This is a genomic window from Rhodococcus sp. OS5 (genome assembly GCF_056837585.1).
In genome coordinates, this window is the sequence record NZ_CM166368.1 from 1,284,498 (window position 1) to 1,301,443 (window position 16,946).

The 16,946-nt window shown below is 61.2% G+C and carries 16 protein-coding genes and 1 pseudogene; 8 read left to right on the top strand and 9 right to left on the bottom strand.

Translation table 11 applies throughout. The annotated features are described in order from the left end of the window. Window positions 1–50 precede the first annotated feature (50 nt). Window positions 51–1,466 carry an FAD-dependent oxidoreductase gene (locus ACVZUB_RS05945; protein WP_482628227.1) on the top strand — a complete coding sequence of 472 codons (1,416 nt, stop codon included), beginning with the start codon at window positions 51–53 and terminating at the stop codon, window positions 1,464–1,466. A gap of 86 nt (window positions 1,467–1,552) precedes the next feature. After that, complete coding sequence (locus tag ACVZUB_RS05950; protein ID WP_054187591.1) at window positions 1,553–3,850, top strand: serine/threonine-protein kinase; 2,298 nt, start codon at window positions 1,553–1,555, stop codon at window positions 3,848–3,850. A gap of 27 nt (window positions 3,851–3,877) precedes the next feature. On the opposite strand, the gene ACVZUB_RS05955 is transcribed toward ACVZUB_RS05950, so the two are convergent. Beyond that, the gene (locus tag ACVZUB_RS05955; protein WP_037129603.1) at window positions 3,878–4,186 is read right to left on the bottom strand and encodes an amphi-Trp domain-containing protein; all 309 of its coding nucleotides are present in this window, start codon (window positions 4,184–4,186) and stop codon (window positions 3,878–3,880) included. A 248-nt stretch (window positions 4,187–4,434) separates the two neighbouring features. Here ACVZUB_RS05955 and ACVZUB_RS05960 point away from each other — a divergent pair, with 248 nt between their 5' ends. The 3 genes from ACVZUB_RS05960 to ACVZUB_RS05970 all read left to right on the top strand — a co-directional run bounded on the left by ACVZUB_RS05960 (window position 4,435) and on the right by ACVZUB_RS05970 (window position 7,690). Next, entirely contained in the window at window positions 4,435–4,878 is a 444-nt protein-coding gene (locus tag ACVZUB_RS05960) for a Fur family transcriptional regulator (protein ID WP_064443491.1), read from the top strand. 36 nt (window positions 4,879–4,914) lie between these two features. Next, window positions 4,915–7,137, top strand: a complete 2,223-nt coding sequence (gene katG / locus ACVZUB_RS05965) for a catalase/peroxidase HPI (RefSeq protein WP_003941458.1) — start codon at window positions 4,915–4,917, stop codon at window positions 7,135–7,137. 79 nt (window positions 7,138–7,216) lie between these two features. Then, window positions 7,217–7,690, top strand: a complete 474-nt coding sequence (locus ACVZUB_RS05970) for an NUDIX hydrolase (protein WP_003941446.1) — start codon at window positions 7,217–7,219, stop codon at window positions 7,688–7,690. A 17-nt stretch (window positions 7,691–7,707) separates the two neighbouring features. Here the strand turns inward: ACVZUB_RS05970 and ACVZUB_RS05975 are convergent, their stop codons facing one another. From ACVZUB_RS05975 to ctaD, 3 genes are read right to left on the bottom strand one after another with little or no spacing between them, the layout of a single operon-like run. Next, entirely contained in the window at window positions 7,708–8,526 is an 819-nt protein-coding gene (locus ACVZUB_RS05975; RefSeq protein WP_482628228.1) for a universal stress protein, read from the bottom strand. Beyond that, window positions 8,504–8,755 carry a hypothetical protein gene (locus ACVZUB_RS05980; RefSeq protein ID WP_007726433.1) on the bottom strand — a complete coding sequence of 84 codons (252 nt, stop codon included), beginning with the start codon at window positions 8,753–8,755 and terminating at the stop codon, window positions 8,504–8,506. The genes ACVZUB_RS05975 and ACVZUB_RS05980 overlap by 23 nt, the downstream gene beginning before the upstream one ends. Further along, window positions 8,748–10,490: an aa3-type cytochrome oxidase subunit I gene (ctaD, locus tag ACVZUB_RS05985; protein ID WP_482628229.1), complete on the bottom strand. Its 1,743-nt coding sequence runs from the start codon at window positions 10,488–10,490 to the stop codon at window positions 8,748–8,750. The genes ACVZUB_RS05980 and ctaD overlap by 8 nt, the downstream gene beginning before the upstream one ends. A gap of 199 nt (window positions 10,491–10,689) precedes the next feature. Here ctaD and ACVZUB_RS05990 point away from each other — a divergent pair, with 199 nt between their 5' ends. Next, window positions 10,690–11,070, top strand: a complete 381-nt coding sequence (locus ACVZUB_RS05990; protein ID WP_007726436.1) for a VOC family protein — start codon at window positions 10,690–10,692, stop codon at window positions 11,068–11,070. A 3-nt stretch (window positions 11,071–11,073) separates the two neighbouring features. On the opposite strand, the gene ACVZUB_RS05995 is transcribed toward ACVZUB_RS05990, so the two are convergent. From ACVZUB_RS05995 to ACVZUB_RS06005, 3 genes are all read right to left on the bottom strand, one after another. Beyond that, a complete protein-coding gene (locus ACVZUB_RS05995) occupies window positions 11,074–12,774 on the bottom strand; it encodes a GAF domain-containing sensor histidine kinase (protein ID WP_063314904.1) in 1,701 nt (566 codons plus the stop codon). Then, the gene (locus ACVZUB_RS06000; protein ID WP_039972719.1) at window positions 12,764–13,495 is read right to left on the bottom strand and encodes a response regulator transcription factor; all 732 of its coding nucleotides are present in this window, start codon (window positions 13,493–13,495) and stop codon (window positions 12,764–12,766) included. The genes ACVZUB_RS05995 and ACVZUB_RS06000 overlap by 11 nt, the downstream gene beginning before the upstream one ends. Window positions 13,496–13,729: 234 nt before the next feature. Continuing rightward, a complete protein-coding gene (locus ACVZUB_RS06005) occupies window positions 13,730–14,074 on the bottom strand; it encodes a PNPOx family protein (RefSeq protein ID WP_037129595.1) in 345 nt (114 codons plus the stop codon). A gap of 238 nt (window positions 14,075–14,312) precedes the next feature. Between ACVZUB_RS06005 and ACVZUB_RS06010 the strand changes: the two genes are divergently transcribed. Further along, complete coding sequence (locus ACVZUB_RS06010; protein WP_075832430.1) at window positions 14,313–14,534, top strand: RGCVC family protein; 222 nt, start codon at window positions 14,313–14,315, stop codon at window positions 14,532–14,534. 107 nt (window positions 14,535–14,641) lie between these two features. On the opposite strand, the gene ACVZUB_RS06015 is transcribed toward ACVZUB_RS06010, so the two are convergent. Then, a complete protein-coding gene (locus tag ACVZUB_RS06015; RefSeq protein WP_082845672.1) occupies window positions 14,642–15,244 on the bottom strand; it encodes a hypothetical protein in 603 nt (200 codons plus the stop codon). A 23-nt stretch (window positions 15,245–15,267) separates the two neighbouring features. Next, window positions 15,268–15,717, bottom strand: coding sequence for a winged helix-turn-helix transcriptional regulator (locus tag ACVZUB_RS06020; protein ID WP_007726458.1), 450 nt, complete (start codon window positions 15,715–15,717; stop codon window positions 15,268–15,270). Between the two features lie 127 nt (window positions 15,718–15,844). On the opposite strand from ACVZUB_RS06020, the pseudogene ACVZUB_RS06025 reads away from it, so the two are divergent. After that, window positions 15,845–16,924, top strand: a pseudogene (locus ACVZUB_RS06025) (MFS transporter); the annotation flags it as partial. Window positions 16,925–16,946: the final 22 nt, after the last annotated feature.

Sequence of the window (16,946 nt, forward strand, 5' to 3'; positions counted from 1 at the left end):
GCTGAAAGCGGACTTGATCTCCAGCGCAGTTGAGGTCCTAGCCTCGGGGGATGATCAACGCCAGAGGTCCAGCGGTATGCCCGCCTGCGGCGCCCCGATTCTTCTCACCACCGCTCAGTGTCGCGATCGTCGGAGCGGGGCCGGCGGGAATCCACGCCGCCGGCGCTCTCGCCGAACTTGCGCCCGGCACCAAGACAGACGTGTTCGAGCGTCTACCGACGCCGTACGGACTGGTGCGCTACGGTCTCGCACCAGGGCACCCCGAGTCCGAAAAGTTCGCCCATTCTCTGCACACCACGCTGGTCGCCAGTGAGTTCCGGCTGTTCTGCAACGTGGAGATCGGAAAGGACCTTTCCGTCGATGACCTACGTTCGTCCTACGATGCCGTGATCATTGCAACCGGTGCGCCGCGGGATGCACCTCTCGACATTCTCGGCGTCGAGCTTCCAGGTTCTTTCGGTGGCGCCGAGTTTGTCGGTTGGTACAACGATCACCCGGACAGCTCGCCGCAGTGGCCGCTGAACGCGGAATCGGTCGCAGTGATCGGAGGTGGCAACGTCGCACTCGACGTCACCCGTATGCTCCTCGCCGAGGCGCAATCGCTGCAGGCCACGGACGTCTCCGACCAAGTTCGGGAAGGGATCGCCGGCAGTCGAGTTCGCGAAGTACACATCTTTGTCCGGCGCGGACCAGCCGACGCTCGCTTCTCCCCGAACGAGTTGCGCGCTCTCGGTGAACTACCCGGCGTAGATGTTGTCGTCGATTCTGTCGATGTCGTACCGGACCGGCATGTCGAGCGGATGACCAAACAGTTGGTGCACACCCGACTGGCAGTCGAGACACTCCGTGGTTTCGCGGACACTGCGCCTGCCGACCGAACTGCCCAGCGTCGAGTTCACCTGCACTTCTACCGACAGCCGGCGCAGATTCTCGGCAACGGGAAAGTCGAGGCACTCCGCGTCGAGCGGACAGTCCCGGACGGATACGGTCACGTCACCGCTTCGGGTATCTGTACCGACTATCCGGTTCAAGCTGTGTACCGGGCAATCGGATTTCTCGGGACGCCACTTGCCGGGGTGCCTTTCGATCACGGACGCGGCAATGTTGCGCACCAGGGCGGCGCAGCGGTCGACGAGAGCGGCTCGCCGATCGCAGGTTTGTTCGTGACGGGCTGGATGAAGCGAGGTGCCGCCGGGCTGATCGGTGCGGCTCGGCCTGATGCACGCCAAACCGTCGAAACCTTGCTGCGACAGTTGGATTCGGCATACGAGCGTCGAGCCGGCCACGGCCGTATCGCGGAGGTCCTCAGGGCCGGCAGAGTGGTGCCCGTCGATTGGGACGGATGGCTTCGCATCGATGCCGCCGAACGTGCCCTCGGTGTGAAGCATGGGCGTGATCGGATCAAAATCAAAGAGCGCGACGAACTCGTTCGCATCGGCACGGAGTCGGCAGTTCACGCCGAATAGATTCGCTGGGGTCTGGAGTACCACCGGGGTTACGCTGAAGTGAGTCACTCCGATTCATTGTGATCGAGGTGCGGAACAGAAGTGTCATGAATGAACGTGGTGCGCAGGCCAGTGACGCGACAATCGCGAGCGGGCCCCTGACCGAACGGGGCACCGTCACCGAGTTGCGCCCCTCAACGCTGCCGGTGATGCGTGACGGCCAGAACGGTGCAGACGGCCTCGGCCGCCTTGTGGCGGATTGGGAGGAGGGACGAACCCCGTCCGACCTGAGCGACTATCTGCCTGATCCAGCCAAGATTCGTCGGGCGGCGCTGATCGAATTGGTCGGAATCGACATGGAGTACCGCTGGCTGAAAAATGATTGCCCGAAACGGCTCACGGATTACTGTGCCGAGTATCCCGAATTACTCGAAGAACCATTACCGGCCGAGCTCCTGTACGAGGAGTTCCGGCTGCGGAAGCAGGGTGGGGAGGACGTCGCAGCAGCCGAGTACCTCAGCGAGTTTCCCTTGCAGGCAGAGAGTTTCGAGCAGATGTTCGACCGTGATTCGATGGCCGGTCGCGAAGACGTGATGATGTTGGGACTCTCGGGTTTCGACGAGTTCGAAATCGGGCAGCACCTGGACGATTTCGAGCTGGTGTTGGAACTCGGGCACGGCGCATTCGCCCGAGTGTTCCTCGCTCGGCAACTCTCGATGCAGCGGTGGGTTGCGTTGAAAATCTCGCGCAACGTCGGAGTCGAGCCGCAGACTCTCGCCCAGCTCGACCATCCCAACATCGTCCGGGTCTTCGATCAACGGTTGCTCGAGGAACGCGCACTGCGAGTCCTGTTCATGGAATACGTGCCGGGTGGGACCCTGCTCGACGTGGTCAAACTTGTCCGCGTGACACCGCAGGCGCAGCGGTCCGGACAACTACTTCTCGACGCCATCGACAAGACCCTGGCGAAGAAGGGAGAGATGAAGCCCAGCGAGACGAGCCTGAGGAGCGAGATCGCTGCGATGTCGTGGCCGGAGACCGTGGCCTGGATGGGGATGCGACTGGCCGATGCCCTCGAGTATGCGCGTGAGCACGGCGTATTACATCGGGACATCAAGCCGGCGAATGTCCTGCTCAGCGTCGAAGGCATCCCCAAGCTCGCCGACTTCAACGTCAGCTCGAGTGAGGAGGTCTCGACCGAGGACGCTGCATGTTTTGTCGGAGGCTCGCTTGCCTACATGTCTCCGGAGCAATTGGAGGCCTGTGCGGTGGGGGCGCCTGGCACACTCGACACCCGTAGCGACATCTATGCACTGGGCGTGATGTTGTGGGAACTCCTCACCGGGAGTAGGCCTTTCACGGACGACGGTACGGGGGAGAGCCCACCGTCGCCCAAGAAGGCGCTCGAGGCCCGCCGGCGCGGGGTGGATCCCGCAGCCGAGGCACGGCTACCGGACGACTGTCCGCCGGCGCTGCGCCGAGTTCTGGTCAAGTCTCTCTCGCCGGAGAGAGACGGAAGGTGGTCTGGCGGCCGAAAGTTGGCTCGTCAGTTCGCACTGTGTCTGGACCGGTCTGCTCGCAATCTGGTGGACCCACCGGAAGGGAGTCCACGTTCGACGTTGTGGAAGTGGGCGCTGCCGATAGTGCTTGCCGCGATCGGAATTCCGAATCTTCTTGCGGCGGGCTACAACTACTACTACAACAAGATGCTGATCATCTCGGGTCTCTCGCCGCAGGCTCAGCAGCATCTCGAGCAGGTTCATCTGGTCATCGGGGTGGCTGCGTTCTCTCTCGGTGCCGCAGCGATCCTGTATTGGTGTCGGCTTGCACTCACCGTGCCTCACGGACTGCGCAACGGTCAGACGTACAGCGCGGAGGTCTTGAACAAAGCGCGTACCGCGACGCTGAATGTCGGACATCGCGCGGTGGTGATCGCATTCGGGCTGTGGGTTCTGGCCGGTATCGCATATCCGGTCGCATTGCAGATTGCCGCCGGCGGAATTCCGCAGCGAGCCTACGTGCACCTGATGTCGTCGCTGGCGGTGTGCGGCGCCGTCGCAGTCGCGTATCCGTTCTTCATCCTGACGTATTACTCGGTTCGATGTCTGTATCCGATCTTGTTGTCGCACGGCGAGTTACGAAGCGACGACGGTCGCGATATTCGCTCACTGGGTCGGAGCAGCACGCGTTACCTCGCAGTCGCGGCGTCGGTTCCCCTGGTGGGAATCGCGGGGCTCAGTTTTGTCGGTTCGGGTGCCGGTGAGGAACTCAACGCAACAGTCCGTGCGCTGTGTTTGGGCGGGATCGCCGGATTCATCGTTGTGTATCAACTGTTTCGACGGATCGAAAGTGACCTCCGAGCACTGCTGCGCGTCGTGTCTCTCGAGGTGTCGGCGTCTCCGTAAGTGCCGAACAACCGTATTCGAGTCGGCCTATGTGGAAGTGCTCTTGCGTGGTCGGCTGCGACGAACTGCTTTGGTGCGAGGCGGAGACTTCTCTTCCGATTCTTCCTGAGGGTCGTCGCGCCAGTGAATCTCGATTTCTATCTCGACTTCGTTGCCGTCGACTTCGATCTCGAGTTCCCACCGAACCTGTTCCGGAACACTGATTTCGATCGAGTCCCCACCCGACCCCAGCTCCACTTCCGATCCACTGGCGAGGGCTTGGCCGAGGGCGATGAGTCGGTCGGCGACTTCCTGCCGTGAGAGTTCTGACTTCCTCTTGATCTCCAGTTTGGGCACGAGCACTCCTGACCTCGGCGGATTCTCCCTTTCACGGTAGTTGGACGAAGGGGAGATTGTCGGAGTTTGTGGAACCACACAGCAGGACGCGTCGACGCGCAACAAACCTGAAGGCGGTGTGGGGACGCCAGAAAGAGCGAGGAATCCGGCTCACTTCCAGCACGGACGAATCGGGCGGGAGGGCCCTGTCAGCGATGATTTTCGCGAAAGTCTGGGTTCAGTCCAGAAGATTGCGCAATAGTGGAAAGGTGCCTTCGACGCCGGATTATGCAGCCCAACTGCGTAACGCTGAGCTTCGCGTGACTCGTCCCAGAGTCACGGTGCTCGAGGTTGTGCATGCACGCCCACACGCAGCCACCGAGACTGTCTTCGATGCTGTGCGGGCTGTTCTGCCTGGGGTGTCGCGGCAGGCGGTCTACGACGTGTTGCACGCTCTCACCGACGCCGGGCTGATCAGGCGGATCCAACCGTCCGGATCGGTGGCGCTGTACGAGTCACGCGTCGGCGACAACCATCATCACGTCGTCTGCCGGTCCTGTGGGGTCGTTTCAGATGTCGACTGCGCAGTCGGAGAGGCACCGTGTTTGACGCCGTCGGCGCACAACGGTTTCGTTCTCGACGAAGCCGAGGTCATTTACTGGGGCCTGTGTCCCGACTGCTCGACAACTCAGAGTTTGCGATCACAAACGTGATCGAAGTCCGTTCTACTCGCTCATGGAGGGATTATCGTGTCCGATAGTTGCCCGGTTGCTCACGACGGAAACACCGAGAGCACCAGCGAAAGTGAAAACCCCGCAATCCCGTCTCCGACGCCTACCGGGAATCGTCCGAGAACAAACAGCGACTGGTGGCCGAATCAGCCGGATCTCTCTGTCTTGCATTCACATTCGTCGAAGTCGAATCCGATGGGTGCCGACTTCGATTACGCCCAGGAATTCGCCAAGCTCGATGTCGAGGCGCTAAAGCGCGACGTCATCGCGTTGATGACGGCGTCGCAGGATTGGTGGCCGGCCGACTACGGGCACTACGGCGGACTCTTCGTGCGTATGAGCTGGCATGCTGCCGGCACCTATCGCATTGCAGACGGCCGCGGCGGTGGCGGCCAAGGTGCTCAGCGTTTCGCCCCGCTCAACAGTTGGCCGGACAACGCCAGCCTCGACAAGGCCCGGCGCCTGCTTTGGCCCGTGAAGCAGAAGTACGGAAAGCAGGTTTCCTGGGCCGACCTGCTGGTGTTCGCGGGCAACTGTGCCCTGGAGTCGATGGGGTTCAAGACCTTCGGCTTCGGATTCGGCCGAGAAGACATCTGGGAGCCCGAGGAGATCTACTGGGGTCCCGAGGACACCTGGCTCGGCGACGAGCGTTACAGCGGAGACCGTGAGCTGTCCGGACCGCTCGGAGCCGTGCAGATGGGCCTGATCTACGTCAATCCCGAAGGACCCAACGGGCAACCGGATCCGGTAGCGGCCGCCCGCGACATCCGAGAAACGTTCGCCCGCATGGCGATGAACGACGTGGAGACAGCTGCGCTGATCGCCGGCGGTCACACCTTCGGCAAGACGCACGGAGCCGGACCGGCCGACCTCGTCGGACCGGAGCCGGAAGGTGCTCCCATCGAGCAGCAGGGACTGGGCTGGAAGAGTGCCTTCGGCACGGGTGTGGGTAAGGACGCGATCACCAGTGGTCTCGAAGTCGTGTGGACTCCCACTCCGACGAAGTGGGACAACACCTTCTTGGAGATTCTGTACGGCTACGACTGGGAGCTGACCAAGAGTCCGGCGGGTGCGTGGCAGTGGATTCCGAAGGACGGCGCGGGGGCGGGCACCATCCCGGATCCGTTCGATTCGTCGGCCGGACGCACCCCGACGATGCTGACGACCGACCTGTCCCTACGCCTGGATCCGACGTACGAGAAGATCACCCGGCGCTGGCTCGATCATCCGGAAGAATTCGCCGAAGAGTTCGCCAAGGCTTGGTACAAGCTCCTTCACCGTGACATGGGACCGGTCACGCGCTACCTGGGACCTTGGGTTCCCGAGCCGCAGCTGTGGCAGGACCCGGTTCCCTCGGCCGATGATCAACTGATCGGGGACGCAGACATCGCGATCCTCAAGAGTCGACTTCTCGACTCCGGGCTGTCCATTTCGCAGTTGGTATCGACGGCGTGGGCGTCTGCCGCGAGCTTCCGCAGCACGGACATGCGCGGCGGCGCCAACGGTGCGCGAATCCGACTGGAGCCGCAGAAGAATTGGGAAGTCAACGAGCCTGCAGCTCTCTCCGCGGTGCTTCAGACTCTCGAGCGTGTTCAGCAGGACTTCAACCAGGCTGGTGGAGCAAAGGTTTCTCTCGCCGACCTGATCGTTCTGGGTGGTACAGCGGCCGTCGAACAGGCTGCGAAGAACGCCGGACAGGACATCACGGTCTCGTTCACGCCGGGCCGAACGGATGCAACGCAGGAGCAGACAGACGTCGACTCGTTCGAGGTACTCGAACCCCGGGCCGACGGATTCCGGAACTACCTCAAGGGAGGCGAGAAGATTCCGGCAGAGATTCTGTTGGTCGACCGCGCGTACATGCTGTCGCTGACCCCGCCCGAGGTGACAGTGCTGGTCGGCGGACTTCGCGCGCTGAACGCGAACTTCGGCAATACCCGTCACGGCGTGTTCACCGATCGTCCCGAGACGTTGACCAACGATTTCTTCGTCAACCTTCTCGACATGGGTACCGAGTGGAAGCCGTCGAAGACGGACGAAAACGTATACGACGGCGTTGATCGCGTGACGGGCGATCCGAAGTACACGGCAACTGCGGTCGATCTCGTTTTCGGATCGAATTCGCAACTGCGTGCACTCGCCGAGGTGTACGCCAGCGCAGACGCCAAGCAGAAGTTCGCCGAGGACTTCGCCGCAGCCTGGACCAAGGTGATGGACCTCGACCGGTTCGACGTGAACTGATCCAGCAGATCGTCGACGACGCCCCGCGAGCTTGTTCTCGCGGGGCGCCGTCATTTCACGCGCACGATAGCGTGGTCGTGTGGCCGATCAATTTGCGCTGGTACCAGCGGTGTACGTGATGTTCTGTCGAAGCAACCCGGTACAACGGCGCGAGGTGCTGCTGCAATTGCGCGAGGGCACGGGATTCATGGACGGATACTGGGCTCACGCTGCTGCGGGCCACGTCGAACTGGGGGAGTCGGCGATCGACGCTGCCGTTCGGGAGGCTGCGGAAGAACTTGGTGTCGAATTGCTTTCCTCGGAACTGAAGCCGCTGACCGTGTTGCATCGCCGCCACGCGGACGGGAGCGAACCGGTGGATCATCGAGTGGACTTCTTCTACGAATGCCGCACGTGGTCGGGTGAACCACGCCGGATGGAGCCGTTGAAATCTGCAGATCTGCGGTGGTGGCCGGTTGACGAACTCCCGGAGAAGTTGGTCGACCACGAGCGTTTCGTAATCGAAGCCCATCACTCCGGTCAGCTCGCACCCATCCACAGTTACGGCTTCTGACCGGGTGACGATCTGATTCAGGCTTCGCTGGCAACGATGACCGGGCAGTGTGCTTTTCGAATCATCGCACTGCTCGTGGTGCCGAGAGCGGTGTCGTCGAACGAGCTTCGCCCACGCCGACCCACGACGAGAAGCCGTGCCTCGGTGGAGAGTTGTTCAAGAATGGCAACCGAGGGGCCGTCGAACTCGATCTGACGGATCGCGACGCCAGGGTAGAGCGTGGCCCAACCCGACAGTTGCCACGTCAGCGGCGTCGAGTGCTGGGGCGCGTGCCCGGATGCGAAGTCTCGACGCAGCTCGGCCTCTGGCGGCGCTGCGTGCACGACGACCAGTTCGGTGTTCGCTGCCTCTGCTTCCTTGAATGCGATGGCCAGAGCGCTTTCGCTGTAGGCGCTTCCGTCCAAACCGACGACAACCGGCAAGGCTGCCGCAGCGCTGCTTTCACGCGGTGTTCCGACTCTTGCGAACGAACATGTCGGTCCAGGTGCGGCGGGATCGTCCTGTGGTGCGACGATCAAGGCGGCCTCAGCTGTCAGCGCGGTGAGAATTGCGGTGTTCTCCCCGGAGATCAGATCGGTCCGGATCCGAAGATCTGGCGACACCGACTCGGCGATCTGAATGGCCTCCATGAACAGGCCGGTCGGCGATGCCGAGGTGTTCAGATCGGCGCTCGGAGCTACGAAAACGATTCGCATCCAGAGACCGTGGCGATGTGCGAACTCAGCCGCCCACGTGATCTCGCCGGGGCGCAGCGGGGATCCGTCGATGCACACGACCACCGCTCCGTCCGCGGACCACTCCGAGGTGATGAGATCAGTCGATAGTTCGGGCTTCATCGTGAACTCCTCGAGCTGTGTCTGTTGAATGCGAACTAGCTTGCAGGACAGTGCCGAACAGCAATCCTGCGACGACTATCGAGCACGCGGCAGTCGTCAGGGGCAACCACACGAGCGTCGTGACAGCGAACATGAGCACGAGCAACGGGGCGAGGAGATGGCCGGGTTTCGCTCGGCATTCGTGGTGCTGCTTTTCTGCCCAGGCTCGGTACTTCGTGCCGTCATTCATGTTGTTTCACCTCAGTTCTCACGTCGGAAACCGACTTGTGACCAAGCAGTCCGACATGCGCCTCGTCGCGCATTCTTTCGACCATGTGGGGGTAGTGCAGTTCGAATGCCGGCCGCTCACTGCGGATTCGGGGAAGTTCGGTGAAGTTGTGTCGCGGTGGTGGGCAGGACGTCGCCCATTCGAGCGAGTTTCCGAAGCCCCAAGGATCGTCGACGGTCACAATTCGGCCGTACCGGTAGCTCTTGAAAACGTTCCAGATGAACGGAATCGTCGAGGCTCCGAGCACAAACGCGCCGATGGTCGAGATCGTGTTGAGAAGAGTGAAATTGTCCGATGGCAGGTAGTCCGCGTACCGACGAGGCATGCCCTGGGCGCCGAGCCAATGCTGGACGAGAAATGTTGCGTGAAAGCCGATCAGGGTCAACCAGAAATGGATCTTGGCGAGCTTCTCGTCCAACATCCGGCCGGTCATTTTCGGGAACCAGAAGTAGATTCCGGCGTATGTCGCGAACGCGATTGTCCCGAAGAGGACGTAATGGAAATGCGCGACAACAAAGTACGAGTCGGTGACATGAAAGTCCAAGGGCGGGCTGGCAAGGATGACGCCGGAGAGTCCGCCGAACAGGAATGTGACCAGGAAGCCGACGGAGAACAGCATGGGCGATTCGAAAGTCAACTGCCCCTTCCACATGGTGCCGATCCAGTTGAAGAACTTGACTCCGGTGGGAACTGCGATCAGGAAGGTCATGAACGAGAAGTAGGGGAGGAGAACGGCGCCGGTTGCGTACATGTGGTGCGCCCACACAGCGATCGACAGTGCAGCAATTCCCAATGTTGCGTAGACCAATCCGGTGTATCCGAAGATCGGCTTGCGGCTGAAGACGGGGAAGATCTCCGAGACTATGCCGAAGAACGGCAGCGCCAGAATGTAGACCTCGGGATGGCCGAAGAACCAGAACAGGTGCTGCCACAACATGACTCCACCGGTGGCGGGGTCGAACAGGTGCGCTCCCAGGTGCCGGTCCACCCACAGTCCGATCAAGGCAGCAGCGAGCAGCGGAAAAACGAAGAGGATCAGCATGCTGGCGACCAGCGCATTCCACGTGAAGATCGGCATGCGGAACATCGTCATACCCGGGGCGCGCAGGCAGACGATCGTCGAAACGATGTTGACTGCGCCGAGGATGGTGCCGACGCCGCCGAGAGCGAGACCGATGATCCACAGGTCGGCGCCCATGCCGGGGGAGTGGAGTTCGCTGGTGAGCGGTACGTAGGCGGTCCAGCCGAAATCTGCCGCACCACCAGCAGTTACGAATCCGGCGGACGCGATCAGTCCGCCGAAGAGATAGAGCCAGTAGCTGAAGGCGTTGAGTCGCGGGAAACACACGTCCGGCGACCCGATCTGCAGTGGCATGAGGTAGTTGGCGAATCCGAAGAACACCGGGGTCGCGTACAGCAGGAGCATGATCGTGCCGTGCATGGTGAACAACTGGTTGTACTGCTCGTTGGACAGGAATTGCATTCCCGGAACGGTCAATTCCATGCGCATGAGTAGTGCCATCAGTCCGCCGATCAAGAAGAAGGCAAACGATGTCACGATGTACATCAGACCGATCATCTTGTGATCGGTGGTCCTGAGGATCTCGACCAGTTTCGAACCCTTCGGAGCGGTTCGGGGAATTGCATCGGCGGGGGAATCGACCTCACCGACCGGCCGGGGCGCGAGATCAACCACGACGGCCGCCTACGCACATCGACGTGACGAAAGACCGAGAATGCCTGGGACTGTGGAACATAACGCAATGATCGTGGCGACCGGGAACTCGGACGAGGGGAAAAGGTCCCTAGGATCGGAACAGAGGCATGGCGTAGATCACGTGGTCCGGTACGGTCGAGAGAGTTGTCTTCACGAGCCGAAAGAAAGCGAGATGGTCATGGCATGTCGTATCAGTGAACTGGTGCTCGGTTGCCGGGAACCCGAGGTGCTGGGCCGGTTCTGGTGCGAGGTCCTGGACTTCGTCGTGCTCGATCGAATGGACGACGGTTCGTTGGAGATCGGCCCACGCGAAGGGTTCGGCGGTCCGCAGCCGACGATCATCCTCAGTCGCAGAGACGAACCGGAGAAGGGTAAGCCCCGCCTGCATATCGACGTCAACGCCACCGATCGCGATCAGGAGGCCGAACTGGAACGCCTGTTGAGTCTTGGTGCGCGGCCGGCCGACATCGGCCAGACAGGGCACGAACAATGGCATGTCCTGGCCGATCCGGAAGGTAACGAGTTCTGCCTGCTCAAGGCCCAACTGGATCCGCTCTGACGCTCAACGATGCTGGATCGGCAACGGACTTCGCCTGGGGCTCAGCGGAACACGCCACACCAGTTCGGTGACACCGTTCTCGCTGGTGATGTTGCTCGAGCCTCCGCACTGACGAGCGCGGGTCGCCAGGTTGTCGAGACCGTGGATTCTGGTTGCCTGGTCGATTCCCACACCGTCGTCGACGATGCTGATGACAAGCTCCTCGGTGGCCCGGATGGTGACGTCGATGGCATCGGCATGTGCATGCCGCAGAGCGTTGCTCAAGCCCTCGCGCACAACGGCTTCGGCGTGCGGGGCAAGTCGAGACGGGACGGAACTGTCGATGGTTCCCTCGAAAGTGACGCTGGGAGTGATCGACGAGTGGCCGGACAGACCGTTGACGGCATCGAGTAGTCGCCGCCGCAGGCTTGTGGGAGTAGACATCTCGCTCGTATGGAGGTCGAAGACTGCGGTGCGGATTTCACGGACTGTTCGATCGAGTTGATCGACAGAGGTGTCCAATACGGTTCGAACGGTGTCCTCGTCGCCTGGACGTTGCAGCACCCCCTGCAAACTCAACCCGGTGGCGAACAACTGTTGGATGACGTGGTCATGGAGATCCCGCGCGATTCGGTCGCGATCTTCGAGGACGTCGACCAGTCTTTCTTTCCGTTGCTGTTCTGCGAATTCGACAGTGACAGAAGCGATGTCTGCCATCGCCGTCAGTTGCTCGATCTCGTCCACTCCCCACGGGCGGTTGCTGCGGCGTGACGCGAAGAGAACACCGCCGCCGAACGAGGTTCCGGAGAGGGGGAGTGCGACCACTGATTCGTCGCCGGAAACGTTCAGTGCCGGAACGGAACTGCCATGTGGTGCAGAGATCGGCCGCCGGCTCCGCGCAGCGTCGTCGATCACGGTCCCGGACAGATCGACGGCTGATCCGGTCGCGGGGGCAGGCTGGGAATCAGCAGCATCGGCGACGTGGACTACCGGCTCTCTGCCGAGGTCGTAGCGAACGACGCACACAAGATTTCCATCCGTGAGGTGCCGCGTCGTCCGAACCAGTTCCGATAGCGTCTCGTCGCGGGATCCGCCGCTGAGCAGACGTGCATTGACGGCGGCGACGGCCTTGAGCCAGGCTTCTCGCGTCCGGGATTCCTCGAACAGACGCGCATTGTCGATGGCGATGCTCGCAGCATTTGCCAGAATCTGGAGTACAGCCTCGTCGCGGTCGTCGAATGCAGTCCGTTCCGAGCTGTCCGCGAGGTAGATGCTGCCGAACACCTCGCCCCTGACGAAGATCGGAACACCGAGAAACGTGTCCATCGGCGGATGATTGGTCGGAAACCCTGCCGAGGACGGATGCGAGGAGATTCGGTCGGTTCGAACCGGGCACGGTTCTCGAACGACCAGGCCCAGCAGGCCGTGACCTTCGGGAAGATGCCCGATCTTGGCAACCTGCCCCTGAGTCATACCGGAGTGGATGAATCGGGACAAGCGTCCGTCGGGGGATTTCACGCCGAGCGCGCCGTAGTCCGCTTCGAGGAGATGTCGCGCGACGTCGACTATCTGTTGCAGGGTTTCGTCGAGCTGGAGTGTGGACCCGACGGTCAACACGGCACTGAGCAGTTTGGGAATTGCAGTCGGGTTGAGAGCAGTCAGCTCTGCGCTTCCGGCGATGTCGCCGAAAAGGCTGAGCATGAGCGCGTCGCGGCTACCTGGCATGGTGCGTGCCCGTGGTGGCGGAGAAGGGCGAGCCGGATGGCGTCAGCAGGTGAGTGGTCGCCTGGCCGGAAGGATCCGGGTGCGAAGTGCCCGCACGAAGCTTTGTCGCCAGAACTGCGGCCTGCGTTCGACGTTCGAGACCCAGTTTCTCGAGGATGCGTGAGACGTAGTTCTTGACTGTTTTCTCCGAGAGTTCTGCGTGCGAGCTGATCTCTCGATTGCTCAGTCCCTTGCCGATCAACTCGAAGATCAAGAGCTCCTGATCGGTCAACAGGGCTGCCGCAGTACCCGACTCCTGTTCGGACCGGATGCGCCGGACCAAACCGATCACCGCCTGGGTGTTCAACAGCGACTTGCCGGTAGCAACCGTGCGGATCGCCGACACCAGGTCGTGGCCGCGGATGTTCTTGAGGACGAATCCTCGTGCGCCGGCGATCAGGGCGTCGAGCAGTGCGTCGTCGTCGGAGTACGACGTGAGCATCAAAGTGGCGGCGCTCGGGTAGGTCGACGCCAGTTCTCGGCACAGTTCCACACCGTTACCGTCGGGAAGTCTGACGTCCATGACAACCACGTCGGGTCGGCATTCGGGTATTCCGGCCGAGGCTTCGCGAACACACGACGCCTCGCCAACAACGTTGAATCCCGATACCTGGTTCAACAGGTCTGCCAATCCACGACGGACGATCTCGTGGTCGTCGACCAGATAGATGCCGATCGTCACGGTGGTCACCTCTTCCAGCTCACGCCTGCCGTCGATGTTACCGGACGGTAATGTCCCGACAGGATCGGGTTGTCCGACCGATGGTCGACAAAAAACCCGCGTCGAAGGGTGCGAGACCGAGTCTCGATTGCACAGAGTCAAAGGTCCCGACCGTCACGAGATCTGAATCACCCAGATCTCGTGAGGCGGTGGGTGTGAGCTGAATGTGATTGCACCGGTGGCTGTTCGATCCGCTCAGTCGACGGGAGCGAGTTCGACGGAGACGTAGACACCCTTGCCTTTTCGGTGTGCGAGTGCCTCGCCGGGGCGATCGATACCGTCCAGTTGGAGAACGATCGGACCTTGTTCCGGGTAGAAATTGCGCCACCAACTCTTCTTGTCTGGCATGGCAACGCCGATCGTCACATGGTCGCCTTTTCGTTTGTAGGACACGGGCGCGCTGAAGGTGCGACCGGACTTGCGTCCGACGTAGGTGATGACGGTCATGGAACGGCCCAGTAGTTTGCCTACGATCGGAGCGCCGATCAGTGGTTGGACCACTACGTTCACGGCGGCGGATACACGTTGGAAAGTGTTCACGAGAAGCCCTTTCACGACGAATGCTGCACGAATTCGAATCCTGCACGGAAATGGTGCGTGCAGTAGTTCTATCCTGCTCGACCGGGAATGTCGCGTGGGCAGAAATTGGTACAAACCGGTGTGCCGAAGCGAGTAGCGTGGGGTACGTCGAGGGTCATTCGAATATGCGCGGTCAAGCCATGTCGTCCTCGACGCCAACCCGGTCTGTGGTCGAACGGCCGAGAACTGGAGCGCCTGTATGGCGTCGAACCCGTCCGATGTGTCGAATGCACGAGGGCAATCCGAGTCGACTGACGAGGATCAGAAAACACCGTCGATCTGCCCGGCGTGTCAGCACAGTATGGAATCCCATGATCCGCTCGGGGTTCGCTTCTGCGCAGTGACTGCCGACCGCGGTCTCGATCGAAAGTGCATCTGCGCTGCCGATCGTGAGGAAATTCAGCACTACTCGCGATACTGATCCGCCTGGGCATCACGTCAATTCATACGCCAAGATTCGACTGTCACCTCGACGACACTGCCCGCGCCACTGAACGCGCCGCGGGTGAACCGCACTGAGTGACAGATTCACCCTCGTTGCGACCACTTGCCGCGCAGAAGCATCAGTGCGGTAAGGGTGAGGCCCCATCCGATCGTGGACAGTGCGACGCCCACGCCTGCCTGTCCGGTGACATCAGTACTGGCGTCGATGCTGAATGCGGTGGTGAATCCCGCAGCAGTGCCGGCAGCGGCCGTCATACCGCCGGCCTTCATCCATCGCGAGCAATGGGCGGAACCGAAACACGCCAGAATCACTGTCAGTCCACAGGCGACGACCTGCCAGGTGGGGAACTGTGTCGGGGCAGGCAGGCCGGGGCCGCGGAATCCGCCTTTGTAGTCGGCTGACCAGCTGAGCCAGCCCATGCAAGACAGAAAGCCCAGTGCAAAGGCCAACAGGCCGGTGCTCCACAGTCCGAGTGAGCCCGATCCCGTGTGCCCGCCGCCGAGGGCGGTCGTGGAGTGCTCCAGGCCAGTTCGTTCCGAACGCCAGATTGTCCAGATGATGCTCGCGCCGATAGTTGCGGGCACGCCGACGAAGATGAATGCAATCCAGAGAAACTGCGGCCAGGAGAACTCGAGATCGACAGTCATAGTCGGAGTATGCGCGCACTTCGAATCATGTGCGCCCATCTGTCAATCTGGCGAGTTGCGGGTCAACCTTCCTCGACCTTCTCCACATGTGTACTTGTAGGGTCCAGGTCGATATTCCGTGTGTTGATCAGTCGAAGCCTGGGAACCGGATCGCCCGTGGTGTCGTCGATCAAGATCGAGTGTGGCTCACCGTCATCGAAGGCGTGGCGCTCTCCCCACTGTCGCAGGCTAATGATCACGATGAACAGATCCATACCGCGTTCGGTCAGGATGTACTCGTTGCGGGTACCTTGCGCGTTCGGTTGGACTTCGAAGATTCCCTGCTCGACAAGGACTTTGAGCCTGTCCGTGAGAATGTTCTTTGCGATGCCCAGGTTTCGTTGAAACTGACTGAATCTCGATGACCCGTCGAAGGCGTCACGCACGATCAGCAGCGACCATCTGTCGCCGATGATGTCGGCCGCTCGGGCCGTCGGGCAGTGCGGGTCCGTCCATTGTGCGCGATCCGGCATCGAGTTCCTCATTGGTTGCGTTTTGAAACTGTATTGACGTAACCTCCAAATGGTATCAAAACGCAACCAAGTTGAGGTGGAAGTGCCTGCACGTCATGCTGTCGAGAACGCGCGGGGCAAGTTGAAAATGTCTCGCGGACTTCGCCTGTTGCTCGCAGTGCTCTGCGGGGTCTCGGTAGCCAACATCTACTACGCACAGCCGCTCCTCGGGCAAATAGGCTCGGATCTTTCCATTCCTCCGGCCGGCCTCGGTTTCGTAGTCGCACTCGCCCAACTCGGTTATGTGGTGGGGTTGATCGTGTTGGTGCCATTGAGCGATCTCGTGAATCGAAAGAAATTGATCGCAATCCAGATCGTCGCTGCTGCAACGGGAACGATGCTTGTTGCTCTGGCCACCACGAATCTGCAGCTGTTGATCGGGATGGCGGTCGCAGGCACGTTCTCGGTAGTTGTTCAAGTCATAGTTGCCTATGCTGCGGCAATCAGTGACCCGGACGAGCGGGGCGCAAACATCGGTGTCATCACCAGCGGCGTTGTCGTCGGCATCATCCTCGCTCGGACTGTCGCCGGCGCAGTTGCGGATCTGGCAGGCTGGCGGGCGGTCTACGCGGGATCCACTTTCATTTCGGTACTGGTCGCGGCCGTCGCGCTGACGATGCTGCCGAAAGATCCTCGTTCGCAACACGATAGGCGTTCGTACGTGCGTGCAATGGGGTCTGTCGTGACGTTGACGCTTACGAACCGACTGTTTCGCACCCGGGCCCTGATCGCCTTGTTCCTTTTCGCGTCCTTTGGTGCTTTGTGGAGCGGAATGGCCCTGCCGTTGAGTGAGGAACCATGGCGGTTGTCGACCACACAGATCGGGCTCTTCGGAATCGCAGGATTGGTTGGAGCATTGGGCGCGGTCGGTGCCGGTCGGTGGGCCGATCAAGGCAAAGCGCAACGCGTCACCGGGGCGTCGTTGGTCGTTCTCTTGCTGTCGTGGGTATTCAACGCGCAGGCGACGCACTCGCTGGTGTTACTCGTAGTCGGTGTTGTTGCGTTGGACTTCGCCGTGCAGGCTGTTCATGTCACGAGCCAGAATCTGATCGTCGCGAACACACCGGAATCGTCGGGGCAGATCATCGGTAGTTACATGGTGTTCTATTCGTTGGGCAGCGCGGCTGGGGCGGTTTCCACCACTATGGTTTTCGACGCGGCAGGGTGGGGCGCTGCAAGTATTCTCGGCG